Annotated in this window: 13 protein-coding genes; 6 read left to right on the forward strand and 7 right to left on the reverse strand. The window is 68.2% G+C overall.

Annotated elements, in window-relative coordinates:
- Positions 1-95: 95 nt before the first annotated feature.
- Entirely contained in the window at positions 96-731 is a 636-nt protein-coding gene (locus LJE69_RS02805) for a response regulator transcription factor (RefSeq protein WP_296921281.1), read from the reverse strand.
- A complete protein-coding gene (locus LJE69_RS02810) occupies positions 728-2,965 on the reverse strand; it encodes a PhnD/SsuA/transferrin family substrate-binding protein (protein ID WP_296921283.1) in 2,238 nt (745 codons plus the stop codon). The genes LJE69_RS02805 and LJE69_RS02810 overlap by 4 nt, the downstream gene beginning before the upstream one ends.
- Before the next feature lie 275 nt (positions 2,966-3,240).
- Between LJE69_RS02810 and soxB the strand changes: the two genes are divergently transcribed.
- From soxB to LJE69_RS02825, 3 genes are all read left to right on the forward strand, one after another.
- Positions 3,241-5,028 carry a thiosulfohydrolase SoxB gene (soxB, locus tag LJE69_RS02815; RefSeq protein ID WP_296921284.1) on the forward strand — a complete coding sequence of 596 codons (1,788 nt, stop codon included), beginning with the start codon at positions 3,241-3,243 and terminating at the stop codon, positions 5,026-5,028.
- A 135-nt stretch (positions 5,029-5,163) separates the two neighbouring features.
- The gene (locus LJE69_RS02820; RefSeq protein ID WP_296921287.1) at positions 5,164-5,676 is read left to right on the forward strand and encodes a protein YgfX; all 513 of its coding nucleotides are present in this window, start codon (positions 5,164-5,166) and stop codon (positions 5,674-5,676) included.
- Positions 5,677-5,957: 281 nt separating this feature from the next.
- The gene (locus tag LJE69_RS02825; protein ID WP_296921289.1) at positions 5,958-6,389 is read left to right on the forward strand and encodes a DUF29 domain-containing protein; all 432 of its coding nucleotides are present in this window, start codon (positions 5,958-5,960) and stop codon (positions 6,387-6,389) included.
- A 37-nt stretch (positions 6,390-6,426) separates the two neighbouring features.
- Here LJE69_RS02825 and LJE69_RS02830 read toward each other — a convergent pair whose 3' ends face one another.
- From LJE69_RS02830 to amrB, 3 genes are all read right to left on the reverse strand, one after another.
- Positions 6,427-7,743, reverse strand: a complete 1,317-nt coding sequence (locus tag LJE69_RS02830; protein ID WP_296921290.1) for an HlyC/CorC family transporter — start codon at positions 7,741-7,743, stop codon at positions 6,427-6,429.
- Positions 7,744-7,846: 103 nt separating this feature from the next.
- Positions 7,847-8,479, reverse strand: coding sequence for an AmmeMemoRadiSam system protein A (amrA, locus tag LJE69_RS02835; RefSeq protein WP_296921292.1), 633 nt, complete (start codon positions 8,477-8,479; stop codon positions 7,847-7,849).
- A complete protein-coding gene (gene amrB / locus LJE69_RS02840; protein WP_296921293.1) occupies positions 8,466-9,266 on the reverse strand; it encodes an AmmeMemoRadiSam system protein B in 801 nt (266 codons plus the stop codon). Before amrB ends, amrA begins: the two co-directional genes overlap by 14 nt.
- A gap of 180 nt (positions 9,267-9,446) precedes the next feature.
- Between amrB and amrS the strand changes: the two genes are divergently transcribed.
- Together amrS and LJE69_RS02850 are read left to right on the forward strand one after the other, a co-directional pair.
- The gene (amrS, locus tag LJE69_RS02845) at positions 9,447-10,541 is read left to right on the forward strand and encodes an AmmeMemoRadiSam system radical SAM enzyme (protein ID WP_296921295.1); all 1,095 of its coding nucleotides are present in this window, start codon (positions 9,447-9,449) and stop codon (positions 10,539-10,541) included.
- Between the two features lie 442 nt (positions 10,542-10,983).
- Entirely contained in the window at positions 10,984-11,955 is a 972-nt protein-coding gene (locus LJE69_RS02850) for a recombination-associated protein RdgC (RefSeq protein WP_296921296.1), read from the forward strand.
- A 188-nt stretch (positions 11,956-12,143) separates the two neighbouring features.
- Here the strand turns inward: LJE69_RS02850 and LJE69_RS02855 are convergent, their stop codons facing one another.
- The gene (locus LJE69_RS02855) at positions 12,144-13,151 is read right to left on the reverse strand and encodes an NAD-dependent epimerase (protein ID WP_296921298.1); all 1,008 of its coding nucleotides are present in this window, start codon (positions 13,149-13,151) and stop codon (positions 12,144-12,146) included.
- Positions 13,152-13,325: 174 nt separating this feature from the next.
- A complete protein-coding gene (locus tag LJE69_RS02860; protein ID WP_296921300.1) occupies positions 13,326-14,612 on the reverse strand; it encodes a nucleotide sugar dehydrogenase in 1,287 nt (428 codons plus the stop codon).
- 439 nt (positions 14,613-15,051) lie between these two features.
- On the opposite strand from LJE69_RS02860, the gene LJE69_RS02865 reads away from it, so the two are divergent.
- A complete protein-coding gene (locus LJE69_RS02865) occupies positions 15,052-16,449 on the forward strand; it encodes a TIGR03013 family XrtA/PEP-CTERM system glycosyltransferase (protein WP_296921301.1) in 1,398 nt (465 codons plus the stop codon).
- Positions 16,450-16,475 lie beyond the last annotated feature (26 nt).

Raw genomic sequence — 16,475 nt, forward strand, 5'->3', positions numbered from 1 at the left:
ACCACGAGCACGACCACAAGCAGAGACTTCGAACAGGACCCGCGGCTTCGGCCCCACCCGAGTTGGCGCCCTGCAAGATTGGCTGAAACGGGGGATTAGCCCTCCTGTCCGCTCTTGGCCCGGTCGGGGTAGAGCATCAGCATCATGCGCATCAGCTCGGACAGGGAGCGCGCCTCCAGCTTCTCCATGACCTTGGCGCGGTGGGCCTCGACGGTGGACTGACTGATGCCGAGGTCGGCGGCGATGACCTTGTTGCGCTTGCCGGCGAGGATCTGGTCCAGCACCTCGCGCTCGCGCTTGGTGAGGCGCTCGACGCGGTCCTGGATCTGCGCCACCTCCAGCGCGTGGCCGCGCTGCTCGGCGTCCACTTCCAGCGCGCGATGGACCGCGTCCAAAAGCGCCTGGTCGTTGAACGGCTTCTCGATGAAGTCGACGGCACCGTTCTTGACGGCGCGCACGGCCATGGGCACATCGCCATGACCGGTGATGATGATGATGGGCGGGTGCAGGGGTTCCTCCGAGAGCCGCTCCTGGAGCTCGAGCCCGCTCATGTGCCGCATGCGCACATCGAGCACCAGGCAGCCGGGGCGCTCCGGGTCGAAGCAGTTCAGGAAGGCCCAGGCTGAGTCGAAGGTCTCGGCGGCGAGTCCCACGGAGTCCATCAGCAGGGCGATGGCCTCGCGGACTTCGTCGTCGTCGTCGACGATGAACACCGTCGGGTCGTTGCTCATGCGTGCTCTCCGGAATGGTCGTTTTCGTTGCCGCCGGATTGTAATGAGGCGGCGTCGGAATTCACCCCGTGGCGCTTGTCCACATAGGGCAGACTGAAGAAGAAGGTTGCGCCGATGCCGGGCGTGGAGTCCACCCGCAGGCGCCCGCCGTGGGCCTCGACGATGCCGTGGCTGATGGACAGGCCGACGCCGAGCCCTTGCGGCTTGGTGGTGACGAAAGGCTCGAACAGGTGCTCCGGCGAGCCCTTGCCGAGGCCGGGGCCGGTGTCCACGACACGGATCTCCACCATGTCGCCGTTGCGCCTGGCGAGCAGCAGCACGCGGCGCTCGCGGGGCTGATCCAGCATCGCCTCCACGGCGTTGCGGACCAGATTGAGCAGCACCTGCTCGATCTGGGTGCGCTGTGCCATGACGTAGTCGGCGCCGAAGCCGATCTGCCGGTGCAGCGCCACGCCGGCGCGGCGCGCGTCCTGGCGCATCAGCACCAGCACCGTCTCGAACATGTCCGCCACCGCCACCGGCGCCATTTCCGGCTCTTCCTTGCGGACGAAGCGGCGGATGTGGCGGATCACCTCACCGGCGCGCTCGGCCTGCTCGGCGATCTTGGTCATCACCTCCCGGCAGGTGCCGGTGTCGGCGCGGCCGGCATTGATCATGCGCACACAGGCACGCGCGTTGGTGGTGATGGCCGTGAGCGGCTGGTTCAGCTCGTGCGCGATGCCCGAGGCCATCTCGCCCAAGGTGCTCAGCCGCGTGAAGTGGGTCTGCTCGGCCTCCTGGCGGCGGAAGCGCTCGGCCGCCTCGCGGCGCTCGGTGATGTCGCGGCAGACGACGACGGTGCCGATGGTCTGCCCCTGCTCGTCGCGGATGGGGGTGGCGCTGTACTCCACCGGAAAGCTGGTGCCGTTGCGCCGCCAGAACACGTCGTCCTCGACGTAGCGCGACTGCTCGTCGCGGAAGGTGGTGTAAACGGGGCAGTCCTCACGTGGGTGCGGCTCGCCGTCGCCGCGGGTGTGGTGCATGATCTCGTGGGTCTCGTTGCCGATGAGCTCCTCGGCACGCCAGCCGGTCATGCGCTCCATGGCCTTGTTGACGAACGTGGCGCAGCCCTTGAGATCGACCCCGTAGATGCCCTCGGCCACCGAGTCCAGGATCAACTGGTGGCGGCGTTCCAGGCGCGTGTTGGCGCGGCTCAGGCGCTGATTGAGCTGCAGGACCCGGCTGGTCAGCAGGGCCATGGTCACCAGCGCCAGCGTGCCGATGAGCACCGCGAGCCAATACTTGGCCAGCGCGTCGGCCAGCGTGAAGGGCGCCTCGCCGTCGTAAGGGGGGCGCTGCAGCTCCCGCAGGAGCTGATGCACCGGCTGGTAGTCCAGCGCTACGGTCCAGCCGGAATAGTCGCCGGCACGCGCGGCGGCGCTGTCGGCCGGCATCTGCAGCAGCGCCACGGCCACCGCCTGGGCCAGGTCCGTCGGGGTGTCCGGCAGCTTGCTGAATGGCCACTCCGGATACAGCGGGGTGCTGTGCAGCGGCGGGAAGTCCGGGTCCTCACGGGCGCCGAGGATCTTGAAGTCGGCCAGATCGATGGTGCCGGCGTCCGCCATGTGCTCCAGCACGTCGGTGCGTACGGTGCCGGCGTCCACGGTGCCGTCGCGCACGGCCAGCACCACGGTGTCGTGGATGCCGCCGAACACCAGCTGGCCCAAGTCCTTGGCTGGATCGACGCCATGCTTGCGCAGTTCCGCGTTGGCCATCTCGTAGCCGCCGAGCGAGGTTGGATCCACGGCCATGAAGCGTTTGCCGGCCAGGTCTTCGAGGCGGGTCATGTCGTCGCGCTCAGCGCGAGTGAAGATGACGCCGCCGAAGACGTTGCGCGCATGCCCGTTGCTGCCGTTTCTGAGCGTCGCGATGCGCGAGACGCCGTGCTCCACCTCCAGTAGCACGTAGATGGCCGGGTTGACCAGCACGAAGTCCACGCTGCCGGCGGCCACGGCGGGTTCCACGGCGGCGAAGTCCAGTGGCGCGATATCGAAGTGGTAGCCCGGGATCTGCGCCGTCAGATAATCCGCGGTGGGCTGCCAGGCGCGCCGGCTGCGGGCGTCGCCGCGGTGGCTGAGCACGCCGATGAGCACCTGCCGCTCCGCCGTGGGGGCGGGCGCGGACGGCGCGGCGGTGCCGGCGGCGGGCATGGCGCCGATGGCAAGCAGGAGGATCAGCAACAATGGGGCCGGCATCGGGCGGGAGGTCTGAAACGCTGGCTTTGAGGTTGTTCTCTGTGTCTCGGGTCGCGCCGGACGGGCAGCCGGGCCGTGTTCGGGCATTGGCAAAGCCGGTCTCGGCGCAGGCATACTAGCGCGCCGTTCCATGCCATCCGGATCTGTACGACGGCGTGCTGAGCCGCAATCGCCACGGATGATCATAATCCCGCGGCAGCCGCGACCCGACTCAGGGGCAGTCTGAGGGTCAGTGTCAGCTGCCCTAAGTGAAAACCAGAGGAGATCATAACCGAATGTCCATTTCACGACGCGAATTCATGCGGCTGATGGGGCTTGCCGGAGCCGCGGGCATGCTGCCCGGCTCTGTGTTCGCCCAGGCCAGGCAGCCGAGCGACCTTTACGAGGTGCCCAAGTTCGGCAATGTGACCCTACTGCACATGACGGATTGTCACGCGCAGCTCAATCCCATCTATTTCCGCGAGCCGAACGTGAATATCGGCGTCGGTCCGGCCTACGGCAAAGCCCCGCATCTGGTGGGGGAACACCTGCTCGAGCATTTCGGGATCACCCCCGGCGGCATCGAGGCGCACGCCTTCACCTATCTGAACTACCCCGCGGCGGCGGAGCAGTTCGGCGCGGTGGGCGGCTTCGCGCACCTGAAGACCCTCGTGGACCGCATCCGCGCGGAGCGTGGCGACGGCAACACCCTGCTGATGGATGGCGGCGATACCTGGCAGGGCTCCGGTACCGCCTACTGGACCCGCGGCATGGACATGGTGGGCGCCTGCAACCTGCTCGGCGTGGACGTGATGACTGGCCACTGGGAGTTCACCTACCTGGAAGACGAGGTCATCAAGAACATCCGCGCCTTCAAGGGCGATTTCGTGGCGCAGAACGTCAAGGTGCGCGAGGAGGCGCTGTTCGACTACCAGTTCGCGGACTTCGGCGGCTTCGATGAGGATGCCGGGCTCGCCTTCAGCCCTTACACCATCAAGGATGTCGGTGGGGCGCGCGTTGCCGTCATCGGTCAGGCCTTCCCGTACACCCCGATCGCCAACCCGCAGCGCTTCATTCCGGACTGGACCTTCGGTATCCAGGATGCGCGCATGCAGGAGTTCGTGGACAAGATCCGTGCCGAGGAGGAGCCGGACCTGGTGGTGGTCATCTCCCACAACGGCATGGACGTGGACCTCAAGATGGCCTCCAAGGTCACCGGCATCGACGTCATCTTCGGTGGCCACACCCATGATGGCATGCCGGCGCCGTCGATCGTCGAGAACGCGTCCGGCAAGACGCTGGTCACCAACGCGGGCTCCAACGGCAAGTTCCTCGGCGTCATGGACCTGGACGTGAAAGACGGCAAGCTCCGCGACTACCGCTACCGGCTGCTGCCCGTGTTCTCGAACCTGCTGCCGGCCGACGCCGATATGGCCAAGTACATCGAGGAGACCCGCGCGCCCTACCGCGACAAGCTCACCGAGGAGCTGGCCACCGCCGAGCAGGTGCTCTACCGCCGCGGCAACTTCAACGGCACCTTCGACCAGGTCATCTGCGACGCACTGCGCAAGGTGCACGACGCCCAGGTCAGCCTCTCGCCCGGCTTCCGCTGGGGCACCACGGTGCTGCCGGGGCAGAAGATCACCATGGACAACGTCATGGACCAGACCTGCATCACCTACCCGGAGACCTACCGCCGGGAGATGACGGGCGCCGAGATCAAGGCCATCCTGGAGGACGTCTGCGACAACCTGTTCAACCCCGACCCCTACGTGCAGCAGGGCGGCGACATGGTGCGCGTCGGCGGGCTGGACTACGTCTGCGACCCGGCCGCCGACATGGGCCAGCGCATCAGCGACATGCAGCTCGACGACGGCACCAAGATCGACCCCGACAAGACCTATGTGGTCGCCGGCTGGGCCACCGTGGGCAGCCAGTCGCCCGGTGAGCCCATCTGGGAGACCGTGGCGACCTATCTGCGCGACGTTGAGACGGTCAAGCTCGACAAGCTCAACACGCCGAAGTTGAAGAACGTGGAAGGCAACCCGGGCATTGCCGACTATGCCGGCAAGATCCTGAGCTAGCACCTCGGCGCGCCGGGCCGGTTCCGGTTCTCGTCTTGGTTCCGGTCCCGGGCGCTCGCCGCTTTCCGACGGGCTCTCCGATGCGCACTCCCATGTCTGGCGCCCAGCGCATGCGGCCCCCGGGCTGACAACCTGATGACAGACCATCGCAGCCTGCCGCCGTTGCGCATCGCGCCTCGGCCGTCGCGCCGGCTGCTGGTCTTCGTCATCCTCACCCACGCCGTCGCGCTGGCGGTGCTGGCGCCGCTGCCTGCACCGGGCGTGGCTCTGCGCGCTGGCCTCGCGGCGGTGATCCTGGCGAGCCTGGCCTATGTCATCTGGGCGCAGGTGCTGCGCCGCGCGCCCTGGTCGGTGGTGGCCGTGGACTGGAACGAGCGGGGCTGGCAGGCGACCTTCGCCGATGGCAGCACGCGGCCCGTTCGACTGGCCCCGTCCACCTTCGTCGGCGTCGGGCTCGTAATCCTGCACCTGCGCGCCGGACGCCTGTTTCGGCCCACCCTGTTGTTGAGCGCGGATACGGTGCCCGCCGATCAGCTGCGTCGGCTGCGGGTGCTGCTGCGGCTCGGGCTGGCGCGCGGTGGAGACCGCGGCGACGCGCCCGGGCTGTCTGATGCAGCACGGCCCAATCCGACAGACCACGCGACCTAGACGCACACTTGGCTTGTGGTTGAGTCAGACCACGGAGACAGCAGACGGCCGACTTTTCCCTGGTGGCGGCTCTGACTCGCAGCCCGAGCGTTGTCGGCGTGGTGCGCCCGCTGTATCAGGCTGGCTGCCGTGCGAAGCGCGTCGGTCAGCTTGGTAGGTGCCACAGTGTCGATTGGACCGGGGCGCGGCGCGAGCCATTTCCCGGGGCCGCGCGATGCTTGTCCTGCCGAGGGGCCGCCGCTATTGCTTAAGCAGGCTCCCTCGCAACTGCGATATTCGAGATGAACGGCGATCACGCCACCGATTTCAATGACTGGCTTGGTCGCACGGCCCGGCTAATCCGCGAACGGCGTTGGCAGGAGGTCGACGCGGAGCAACTGGCGGACGAGGTCGAGGACTTGGGCAAGAGCGAGAGACGCGGGATCGCAAGTCAGCTCACGCGGCTGCTCGTACATCTGCTCAAGTGGCGCCACCAGCCGGAGCGGCGCTCGGATGGCTGGCAAGATTCCATTGCGGATTCGCGCCTCCAGATCCAGCTTGCCATCGAGGACAGCCCCAGCCTGCGGGACTATCTGGCCCAGCAGTTGGACCCGTGCTACCAACGGGCGCGGCGCGCCGTGGCAAAGCAGACCGGGCTACCGCTACGGGTCTTTCCCGAGACCTGCCCGTTTCCCCCGCAAGATGTGCTGAGCGAAGACTGGCTGCCAATGTGAGGTCTTGCGCCGGCGGGATGCCGGCGCTCCCGACCGCTCAGGGGCCGCACTGCGTCCGGTCTGCCTCGCCGCCGGTGGTGCCGGGCAGGGCCGCACCTGCCGCTATCCGCTCCAGGCTCTTGACCGTCTTCACCGCCTTTTCGTCGGTCTGGATGATCTCCAGCGGGTGGCCGTAGAGCTTGAGGCTGGTGCCGGGCTGGGGGATGGTCTCGAGGTAATCGATGATGAGGCCGTTCAGGGTCTTGGGACCGCGCTTGGGCAGGTTCCAGCGCATGGCGCGGTTCAGCTCGCGCACGTTGATGCTGCAGTCGATGAGCAGGCTGCCGTCGTCGGCGCGGTGGATTTCCGGGTAGGCGTCCGCCGGGTCGGTGGTGAATTCGCCGACGATCTCCTCCAGCAGGTCGGCCAGGGTCACCAGGCCCTGGAAGTCGCCGTACTCGTCCACCACCAGCGCCACGCGGCGCTTGGCGCGCTGGAAGGCGATGAGCTGCCGGTAGAGGCGGGTGCCCTCGGGCACGAAGTAGGGCGGGCGCGCGATGGCGCGCAGGCGCTCGCGCACGTCGCCGCTGCCGTCCAGCAGGCCGATGGCGTTGCGGGTGTGGAAGACGCCGACCACGTTGTCGATGCCGCCATCGAACAGCGGCAGCCGCGTGTAGCTGGCGCGCTTGACAGCGGCGACGATCTCCTCCGGCGGGTCTTGCAGGTCGATGCCCTCCACCTCGTTGCGGGGGATCATGATGTCCTCCACCACGGCGTTCTCGAGGTCCAGGATCGCCAGCAGCATGTCCCGCGAACGCTCGGGGATCATCGCCCCCGCCTCGTTGACCACGGTGCGCAGCTCCTCGCGGCTCAGCGCCGAGCCGTTGCCCGCCTCCGGCTGCACGCCCAGCAGCCTGATCAGGTTGTTGGTGATGAGGTTCACCGACCAGACCACCGGCTGCATCACCCGCAGCAGCGGCGTGTAGATGTAGGCGGCCGGGTAGGCGACGAGCTCCGGGTGCAATGCCGCGAGCGTCTTCGGCGTCACTTCCGAGAAGATTAGGATCACCAGCGTCAGCACGCCGGCGGCGACGGCGATGGCGCCCTCGCCGCCGAGCTTGAGCGCGATCACCGTCGCCAGCGAGGACGCCAGGATGTTGACGAAGTTATTGCCGAGCAGGACCAGGCCGATGAGTTTGTCCGGCCGCTCAAGGAGCCGCTGCGCCAGCTTCGCGCCCCGATGCCCCTGCTCCGCGCGGTGGCGCAGCCGGTAGCGGTTCAGCGTCATGAGTGCCGTCTCGGAGCCGGAGAAAAAGCCCGAGAGCACCAGCAGGGCCAGCAGCGCGAGCAGTTCGGTGATGGGGATCTGGCTCACAGTGGGGCCTAAGTCGGATGGAGCATTGGGTTGGGCTGAGATGACGGCGGCATCGCGCGTGGCCGGCGCTCGTCGCCGGGTCACCGGCGGGCGCGGCTGCCGGCTAGCCGCCGAAGGACTCGGTGCGATAGCGCCAGACCCTCAGGCTCGGGCTCCAATGATCGGCGGGCAGGCCGGCCTTTTCTTTCAGTCGGCGCAGAAAGTCCCGGCGCTCGGGCAACTGCTTCCAGACCGACGGCAGGAAGGTGCCGCGGCGGCCGGCATCGGCCAGGATTAGCCCGTCGATGCCGGGCTCGATGGTGGCGAGCAACGCCGCCTCGTCGGCAAAGGCCAGCTCCATGGCCGGCGTCAGCACCGAGATCTTGATGCTGAGCGGATCAAGCTCGGGGGCGGTCAGCGGCGGGAAGCGCGGGTCGAGGAATGCCGCCGCGAAGGCATTGTCGGAGACGTCCAGCACCAGCGGCTGCGTCGCCTCCAGGTGCCCGATGCAGCCGCGCAGATGGCCGCGCAGCTCCAGTGTCACGAAGGCCGCCCGGTGCACCAGGAGCTCGGGCGGCTCGGCGCTCGTCTCCAGCGCCGGCGCCCGGCCGGTGTCGAGCCCGTGACGGATGGATTGCCGCGCCAGGGTCAGCAGGCGCTGGCGGTGGGGCGGTGCGAGCTGTCGCGCGAAGTCGTTCGGCGCTGCGGCATCTTCGCCGGCGTTGCCCGCCGCTGGCCGCTGCTCAGCTGAATGCATAGGCGCCATAGCCCACCACCCGGTCGCGTGGTCCCGCGGTGTCCCCGGAGTTGCGCAGGTCCAGTTGCTCGGCGTGCAAGTGATGTCGCTGCGCCGCTGTGAGCAGCCCCGCGATGGGGTGCCGGCCGCAGGCCTGGCGGCTCGCGATGGCCGCCGGGCGCAGCGCGCAGATGGCCTCCGAGGTGCGCGCATCGATGGCCCGGGCGCTGTCGTAGTCCAGGTAGTGGCTCAGGTCCGAGCTGATGACGATGAGCGTCTCCGGGCCGCCCCAGAGTCGCTCCAAGACCTCTGCCACCTCGTCGCCGGCGGCGTCACCCACCAGCAGTGGCACGACGCGGAAGTCGCTGAGCAGCGCCTGCAAGAAGGGCAGTTGCACCTCCAGGCAGTGCTCGCCGTCGAAGGCGGCGTCCAGCGCGCCCACCTGTGGCAGGTCAGCGATGGCGGCGATGGCGTCGCGGTCCACAGGCACCGTGCCCAGTGGCGTTGCAAATGCCTCGGCGGCGGGTACCGCGATGCCGCGGAATGGCAGCCGGTGCGCCGGCCCCAGCAGCAGCACCCGGCGGATGGTCTCCGGCCGGGTCAGTTGCGCGTAGGCGCTGGCGGCGATGGGGCCGGAGTAGATGTAGCCGGCGTGTGGGGCGATGAGGGCCTTGGGCTGCATCTGGTGCTCGCGCGCGGCGTCGGCAGGCGCCGCGGCGGCGAGCAGGTCCGCCACCAGGCCGCGCAGGTCGCCGGCATCGCTCGGATAGAAAAGCCCCGCCACGGCGGGGCGGCGAATATTCGACATGGCTCGATGTCCGCTGCGGACAGGGTTTGTTGCGACCATACTTAGGTTAAGTCCGAACGCCTGCTTCCCGATACCCTGTCGACGTGACGGGTAGGAAGCAAGGCATCGGCTTTCTCAATCGAATTCTAGCGCGCGAGGCGACCCGTGCGGCGCCGCGTGCGCGGCTGCCGGAGAGCCTCTATGAGCGCAACCTCGGTTCACCCCACCGAATTCTGGCACCGCCTGGCTGACGGGCGTGTGCAATGCGACGTCTGTCCGCGCGCCTGCGTGCTGAAGGAAGGCCAGCGCGGGCTGTGCTTCGTACGCGGCTGCGAGGACGGCGCAGTCGTGCTGCACACCTATGGGCGTTCCAGCGGCTTCTGCATCGATCCCATCGAGAAGAAGCCGCTCAACCACTTCCTGCCCGGCACGCCGGTGCTGTCGTTCGGCACCGCCGGGTGCAATCTGACCTGTCGGTTCTGTCAGAACTGGGATATGTCCAAGTCCCGGGAGATGGACACGCTGGCGGCCGAGGCGTCGCCCGCGGGCATCGCCCATGCGGCGCAGGCACACGGCTGCCGCAGCGTCGCCTACACCTACAACGACCCGGTGATCTTCCTGGAGTATGCCTGCGATACCGCGCAGCTGTGCCGCGAACTCGGCATCCGCAACGTGGCTGTGACCGCGGGCTACATCTCGCCGGGGGCGCGGGAGCGGTTCTTCTCGTGCATGGACGCGGCCAACATCGACCTCAAGGCGTTCACTGACGACTTCTACAAGAGGCTCTGCAGCGCGCGGCTCGGGCCGATCCTGGAGACCATCGAGTACGTGCACAAGGAGACCCCGGTGTGGCTGGAGCTGACCACGCTCATCATTCCCGGCCACAACGACAGCGATGCGGAGATCGCGCGCATGGCGGCCTGGGTGGTGGAGCACTTGGGGCCGGATGTGCCAATGCACTTCAGCGCCTTCCATCCGGCCTACCGCATGCAGGACGTGCCGCCGACGCCGGCATCGACGCTCACCCGCGCCCGGCAGGTGGCCATGGACCAAGGCGTGCACTATGCCTACACCGGCAATGTGCACGACGCCGGCGGCGGCAGCACCTACTGCCACGCCTGCGGGGAGCTGCTCATGGAGCGCGACTGGTACCGGATCGGGCATTGGGGCCTGACGGCGGAGGGCCGCTGCGCCCACTGCGGCACCCCCTGTGCCGGCGTGTTCGAGGCCGCACCCGGGCATTGGGGCGCGCGGCGGCTGCCGCTGTCGCCTGCCGCAATGGCCGAGGTCGCTTGAGCGGGAGGGCGCCGGACAGCGAACGGGATCGACAATTCCAGGGCCATGCACTAGTCGAGGTCTCTGTTCGTATTCGCGGTCGGATACTCGACAACGACAACGAAAGCAAAGTTGGGTGAAACGCTGCACTAACGGGATAACCCCCTGTGTCATAGCAATTTGGCTGGAGTTTTTACCTGGTGGGAGCGGCGTCCTCGCCGCGACGGGGCGTCGATCGCGCCGAAGACGGCGCTCCCACGGGGCGTGCGCGGTGATGACCCACGCGCGCGGCGTCTTTTCACGCATCGGCGCAACGAGTGGCGTGGGCAACGCAAAAAGCGTTGCGTTCGTGGCGTCGTTGCGCGAGACCATCCCTGCACGCGCCTTGAGCACCGGCCCCGGAAGCGTTTGCCGGGGAACCCCGCAAGCCGGATAATCCGCGGCTTTTTTGCGGGAGCAGCGGATGTTCAAGAACGCCCGGGCCTATCGGCTCAACACCCCCTTCGAGTTGGACCAGCTCGCGCTGCATGAGCGCTTGAGCGAGAAAGTCTTCCGCGGCTGCGGCCCGCTGGAGGCCGCGACCATGGGCTGGGCGCCGCCGCTCGGGCCGCAGGCGGAGCTGCTGGTCCATGCCGCCAACGGCTGCCTGCTGGTGGCGGCGCGCCGCCAGGAGCGGCTGCTGCCGGCGTCCGTGGTGGGCGAGGCGGTGGCGGAGCGGGTTGCCGAGCTGGAGCAGGCCGAAGGCCGCGACGTTCCGCGCCGCGAGCGCTCGCAGCTGCGCGAAGCCCTGCTGGCGGAGATGCTGCCGCAGGCCTTCACCCGCTCGCGCGTGGTCCTGGCGCTGATCGATCCGCAGGCCGGCCGGGTTGTGGTCGATGCGGCCTCGGACAAGCTGGCGGAAGAGGTGCTGTCGCTGCTGCGCCAGAGCCTGGGCTCGCTGCCGGCGACGCCACTCACCGCCGCCGCGGCCTCCGAGCGCCTCACGGCCTGGGTACTCTCAGGCGAGCCGCCGAGCGGACTCGCGCTGGAGGATCAATGCGAGCTGCGCGACCCGGCGGAGAAGGGCTCCGTGGTGCGCTGTCGCGGTGTGGACCTCGGCTCCCCGGAGGTGCGCGCCCACATCGACACCGGCATGCGGGTGGCCGCAGTGGGGCTCGACTGGCAGGACGGCCTGTCGCTGGTGCTCGCCGACGACCTGTCCTTGAAGCGCCTGCGCTTCGCCGACGAGTTGCTGGAGCAGGCCATGGACGGCGCCGAGGACGAGGACCCGGCGCTGCGCTTCGAGGCCGAGATGACCATCATGACCGAGCAGCTGCGCGGGCTGCTGAGCTGCCTGGAAGATGCCCTGACCGATGGCGCGGCGGCGGCCGACCGCGCGCAGCCGGAAGGTGCCCGCCGAGCGCAGGAGCCGGAGCCGGCCGAGCCGCCTTTCTGAGTTTCTTTCGAGGCGCGCGGCAGCGCGCCTCGGCGCCAGCCAAAGCGGCGTCCATCGTGACCATGTCTACCGATGTGGGAGCGCCGTCTTCGGCGCGACGAGCGCCCGGTCGCGGCGGGGACGCCGCTCGCACGGGGCCACGGCACTGCACGGCGTTGTGATCGGGGCCATCAAGACCCCCGTCGGGTTCAGACCGCGTAATAGTCCCGATACCACTCCACGAAGCGCGCCACGCCGTCCTCAACGCTCGTTGCGGGCTTGTAGTCGAATTGCTCCACCAGGTCGGCGACATCGGCGTAAGTGTCCGGCACGTCGCCGGGTTGCAGCGGCAGCAGGTTCTTCTGTGCCTCGCGGCCGAGGCAGCGCTCCAGCACCTCGATGTAGTGCATCAGCTCGACCGGCTGGTTGTTGCCGATGTTGTAGAGCCGGTACGGCGCGCTGCTGGTGGCGGAGTCGGGGCTGTCGCCGGACCACTCGGGGTTGGGCTCGGGGATACGGTCCAGCACCCGGATCACGCCCTCGACGATGTCGTCGATGTAGGTGAAGTCGCGCCGGTGCTTGCCGTAGTTGAAGACCTCGATGGGCTCGCCCGCGAGGATGGCGCGGGTGAACTTGAACAGCGCCATGTCCGGCCGCCCCCAGGGGCCGTAGACGGTGAAGAACCGCAGTCCCGTCGTCGGCAGCCGGTACAGGTGGCTGTAGGTGTGCGCCATCAGCTCGTTGGCCTTCTTGCTGGCGGCATAGAGGCTGAGCGGATGGTCCACGTTGTCGTGCACCGAAAAGGGCATGCGCGTGTTGGCGCCGTAAACGGAACTGCTTGAGGCGTAGACCAGGTGCTCGACGCCGTTGTACCGGCAGCCTTCAAGGATGTGCGCGAAGCCGACGAGGTTGGTGTCGACGTACGCCAGCGGATTCTCGATGGAGTAGCGCACGCCGGCCTGGGCGGCCAGGTTCACGACCCGATGTGGCCGGTGCTCGGCGAAGGCGGCGGCGATGCCGTCGCGGTCCTCCAGGCTCAGGCGCAAGTCCGTGAAGCCGTCGAGCGCGCGGACCCGCTCCAGGCGCGCCTCTTTCAGGCCGACGTCGTAGTAGTCGTTCAGATTGTCGACGCCGATGACCTCGTCGCCACGGGCGAGCAGCCGCAAGGCAAGATTCGAGCCGATGAACCCGGCGCTGCCGGTGACCAGTACTTTCATGAATCCGTGCTCAGGTCTGAAGCGGGCACAATGCGCGTGCGCCCGCGACGATGGGGGTACGGTTCGCGCCAGGGCGGAACGGTGGTGAGGCGCCGCTGGTCCGCCGCGAGCCCGCCGCTGTTTCGCAGCTGGCCGTGATGGGGCAGCACCCCGCGGCGTCGTGGCTGCGGTTGCTCAGAGCCGTCCGTCCACCGCCGTGGCGGGAAACAGGTGCTTGACGTCGTAGAGCACGGCGCTCGGCTTCCCGAGGGCGCGCACGGCCTCGATGCCCATCTCGGCGAACTGCCGGTGCGCCACCGCCAGCACCACGGCATCGTAGTCATCGCCGGCCTTGGGCTCAACCAGCGCAATGCCGTATTCGTGCTCGGCCTCCTCGCGGCTGACCCACGGATCGTGCACGTCGCAGCCGATGCCGTAGCCCTTCAGCTCCGTGGCGATGTCCACCACGCGGGTGTTGCGCAGGTCCGGGCAGTTCTCCTTGAAGGTCAGCCCCAGCAGGAGCACGCGCGCGTCCCGGGGCAAGCCGTTGCGTGCGGTCATCAGCTTCACCACCTCGCGCGCGACGAAGGCGCCCATGCTGTCGTTCAGCCGCCGCCCGGCGAGGATGATCTCCGGGTGATAGCCGATCTGCTGTGCCTTGTGGGTCAGGTAGTAGGGGTCGACGCCGATGCAGTGTCCGCCCACGAGTCCAGGCCGGAAGGGCAGGAAATTCCACTTGCTGCCGGCGGCGGCGAGCACCTCGTCGGTGTCGATGCCGAGGCGGTTGAAGATCAGCGCCAGCTCGTTGATGAGGGCGATGTTCACGTCGCGCTGGGTGTTCTCGATGACCTTGGCGGCCTCGGCCACGCGGATGCTGCTGGCGCGATGGGTGCCCGCGGTGATGATGCTGGCATAGAGGGCGTCGACAAAGTCGGCGACCTCCGGCGTCGAGCCGGAAGTGACCTTCTTGATGGACGCGAGCCGGTGCTGCTTGTCGCCCGGGTTGATGCGCTCGGGGCTGTAGCCGACGAAGAAGTCCTTGTTTAGGTGAAAACCCGATCCCTGCTCGAGGAGTGGCACGCAGACCTCCTCGGTGGCGCCAGGGTAGACCGTCGACTCGTAAACGACCACGTCGCCGCCGCCGAGCACACCGCTGAGCATGGTGCTCGCCGAGACAAGGGGCTGCAGATCCGGCGTCTTGGCCTCCGTGATGGGCGTCGGCACGGTGACGATATACACGTTGCACGGGCGCAGATCATCGATGGCCGTGGTGAAGCTCAGGTGCTGCGCCGTCGTCAGCTCGTCCGGTTCCACTTCGAGCGAGCTGTCGCGCCCGGCGCGCAGCTCCGCGACGCGCGTGGGGTTGATGTCGAGACCGATGGTCGTGTAGCGCTGACCCAGCGCAACGGCGAGGGGCAAACCCACGTAGCCGAGCCCGACGACGCCGATCGTCGTGGTGCTCGCATCGAGTCGAAGGGGCATGGTAACGGGCTCCGGGCGGGACTGAGGACGGACTTGTCCGGGCCACGCGACGGGCACTCCGCGTGGCCTCGGCGATCGACGATGGGTCGGCCCACGGGCGGGACGAGGCAGGCGAACGGCCAGTCTCGTCCCGCCGCGGTGCTGCCGTGCTCGGCACGCGGGCGCCGCCGTCCATCGACGATGAGCGCATATGCTACCATGCGCTTCGCTGCTGGATTTCCCGATCGGGGATCACCTGCGCAAGCGCTCGCACGCGCGCCGTGCCTGCCGCCAGAGGCCATGCTCTGCGTGGCGGCGGCCAGTGCGGCGGCCAGTGCGGCGGCCGGTGCGGCGGTCCAGGCTCGTCGATCGCGCAGCTCAAGACCGGCACCGCATGCTCACCACCTCGCGGGTGTTGCTCAGCTGCCCGCCCGCACCGCGCTGTTGCTGCTAAACCAGAATGATCCGGCTCTTCGGCCACCACGTCTCCGCGATCAACCTCGTGTTGGCCCTGCTGGAGCTCACGCTGTTTTTCGGCGCGCTGCACCTTGGTGTCGGGGTGCGCTTCGGCTGGCAGTTGCCGCACGACATCGCGTCTGGCGATCCGTGGATCACCGGGGCGGTATTCGCGCTGGTGCTGTCGTTTTCGCTCGCGTCGATGGGGCTGTATCAACGCCGCGCGCAGGACGGCGAGGCGGGCTTCCTGGTGCGTCTGGGCATCGCCTTCGTCATCGGCACCACGCTGTTGGCGCTCTTGTTCTATCTGTTTCCGGCCCTCTTCATGGGCCGCGGCATTCTGGCGCTGTCGCTGCTGTTCTCGTTCATCGGGACGGTGCTGCTGCGTGTCGCCTTCGACCGCATCGCCGGGGCCGAGTGGCAGAAGCGCCGGGTGCTGGTCCTCGGAGCCGGCGTCAACGCCGAGCGTATCGCCGAGGTGGCCGAGCGTGGCGGCAATCAGGCCTTCTGCGTCGTCGGTTACGTGCCGCTGCCACGCAGTCAGCGTCTGCTCGGCGAGGACAAGCTCCTGGCGCAGACGGGCTCACTGCTGGAGTTGGCCATCGCGCACAACGTGGATGAGATCGTCGTCGCGGCCGACGACCGCCGCCGCAAGCTCCCCGTGGGCGAGCTGTTGGACTGCAGGCTGAGCGGTTTCGGGGTGCAGGACCTGCTGACCTTCTTCGAAAAAGAACAGGCGGCGGTGAAGATCGACCTGTTGCACCCGAGCTGGATCTTCTTCTCGCGCGACGGCTTCAGGATGGGCGTCACGGGCCTGTACGGAAAGCGCCTGCTGGACCTGATGCTCGGCTCGCTGATGCTGCTGCTGGCGGCGCCGGTGATGCTCCTGGTGGCCCTGGCATCGCTGATCGAATCCCGCGGGCGCGATCCGATCCTCTACCACCAGATCCGCGTGGGGCAGGGGGGCTTGCCGTTTCGACTGCACAAGTTCCGCAGCATGCGCGTGGACGCCGAGGCCGACGGGCGACCGCGCTGGGCGGCCAAGAACGACGCCCGCATCACGCGGCTCGGCGCCTTTCTGCGGCGCACACGCCTGGACGAGCTGCCGCAACTGTTCAACGTGCTGAAGGGGCAGATGAGTCTGGTGGGGCCGCGGCCGGAGCGGCCGGAGTTCGTCGAGCGCCTCACCACCGGCATTCCCTACTATGCCGAGCGTCATCGGGTGAAGCCCGGGCTCACCGGCTGGGCGCAGTTGCTCTATCCATACGGGTCCGACGAGGAGGATGCGAAAAGCAAGCTCGAATTCGACCTCTACTATGTCAAGAATGCGGGCATTTTCCTCGATCTGATCATCTTGCTGCAGACCGTCGAAGTGGTCTTGCTGGGCAAGGGCGCGCGCTAGGATCGGCGCGCCGGGCCGCCGGATGG

It is taken from the genome of Thiohalocapsa sp. (genome assembly GCF_022340605.1).
Lineage (GTDB): Bacteria > Pseudomonadota > Gammaproteobacteria > Chromatiales > Chromatiaceae > Thiohalocapsa.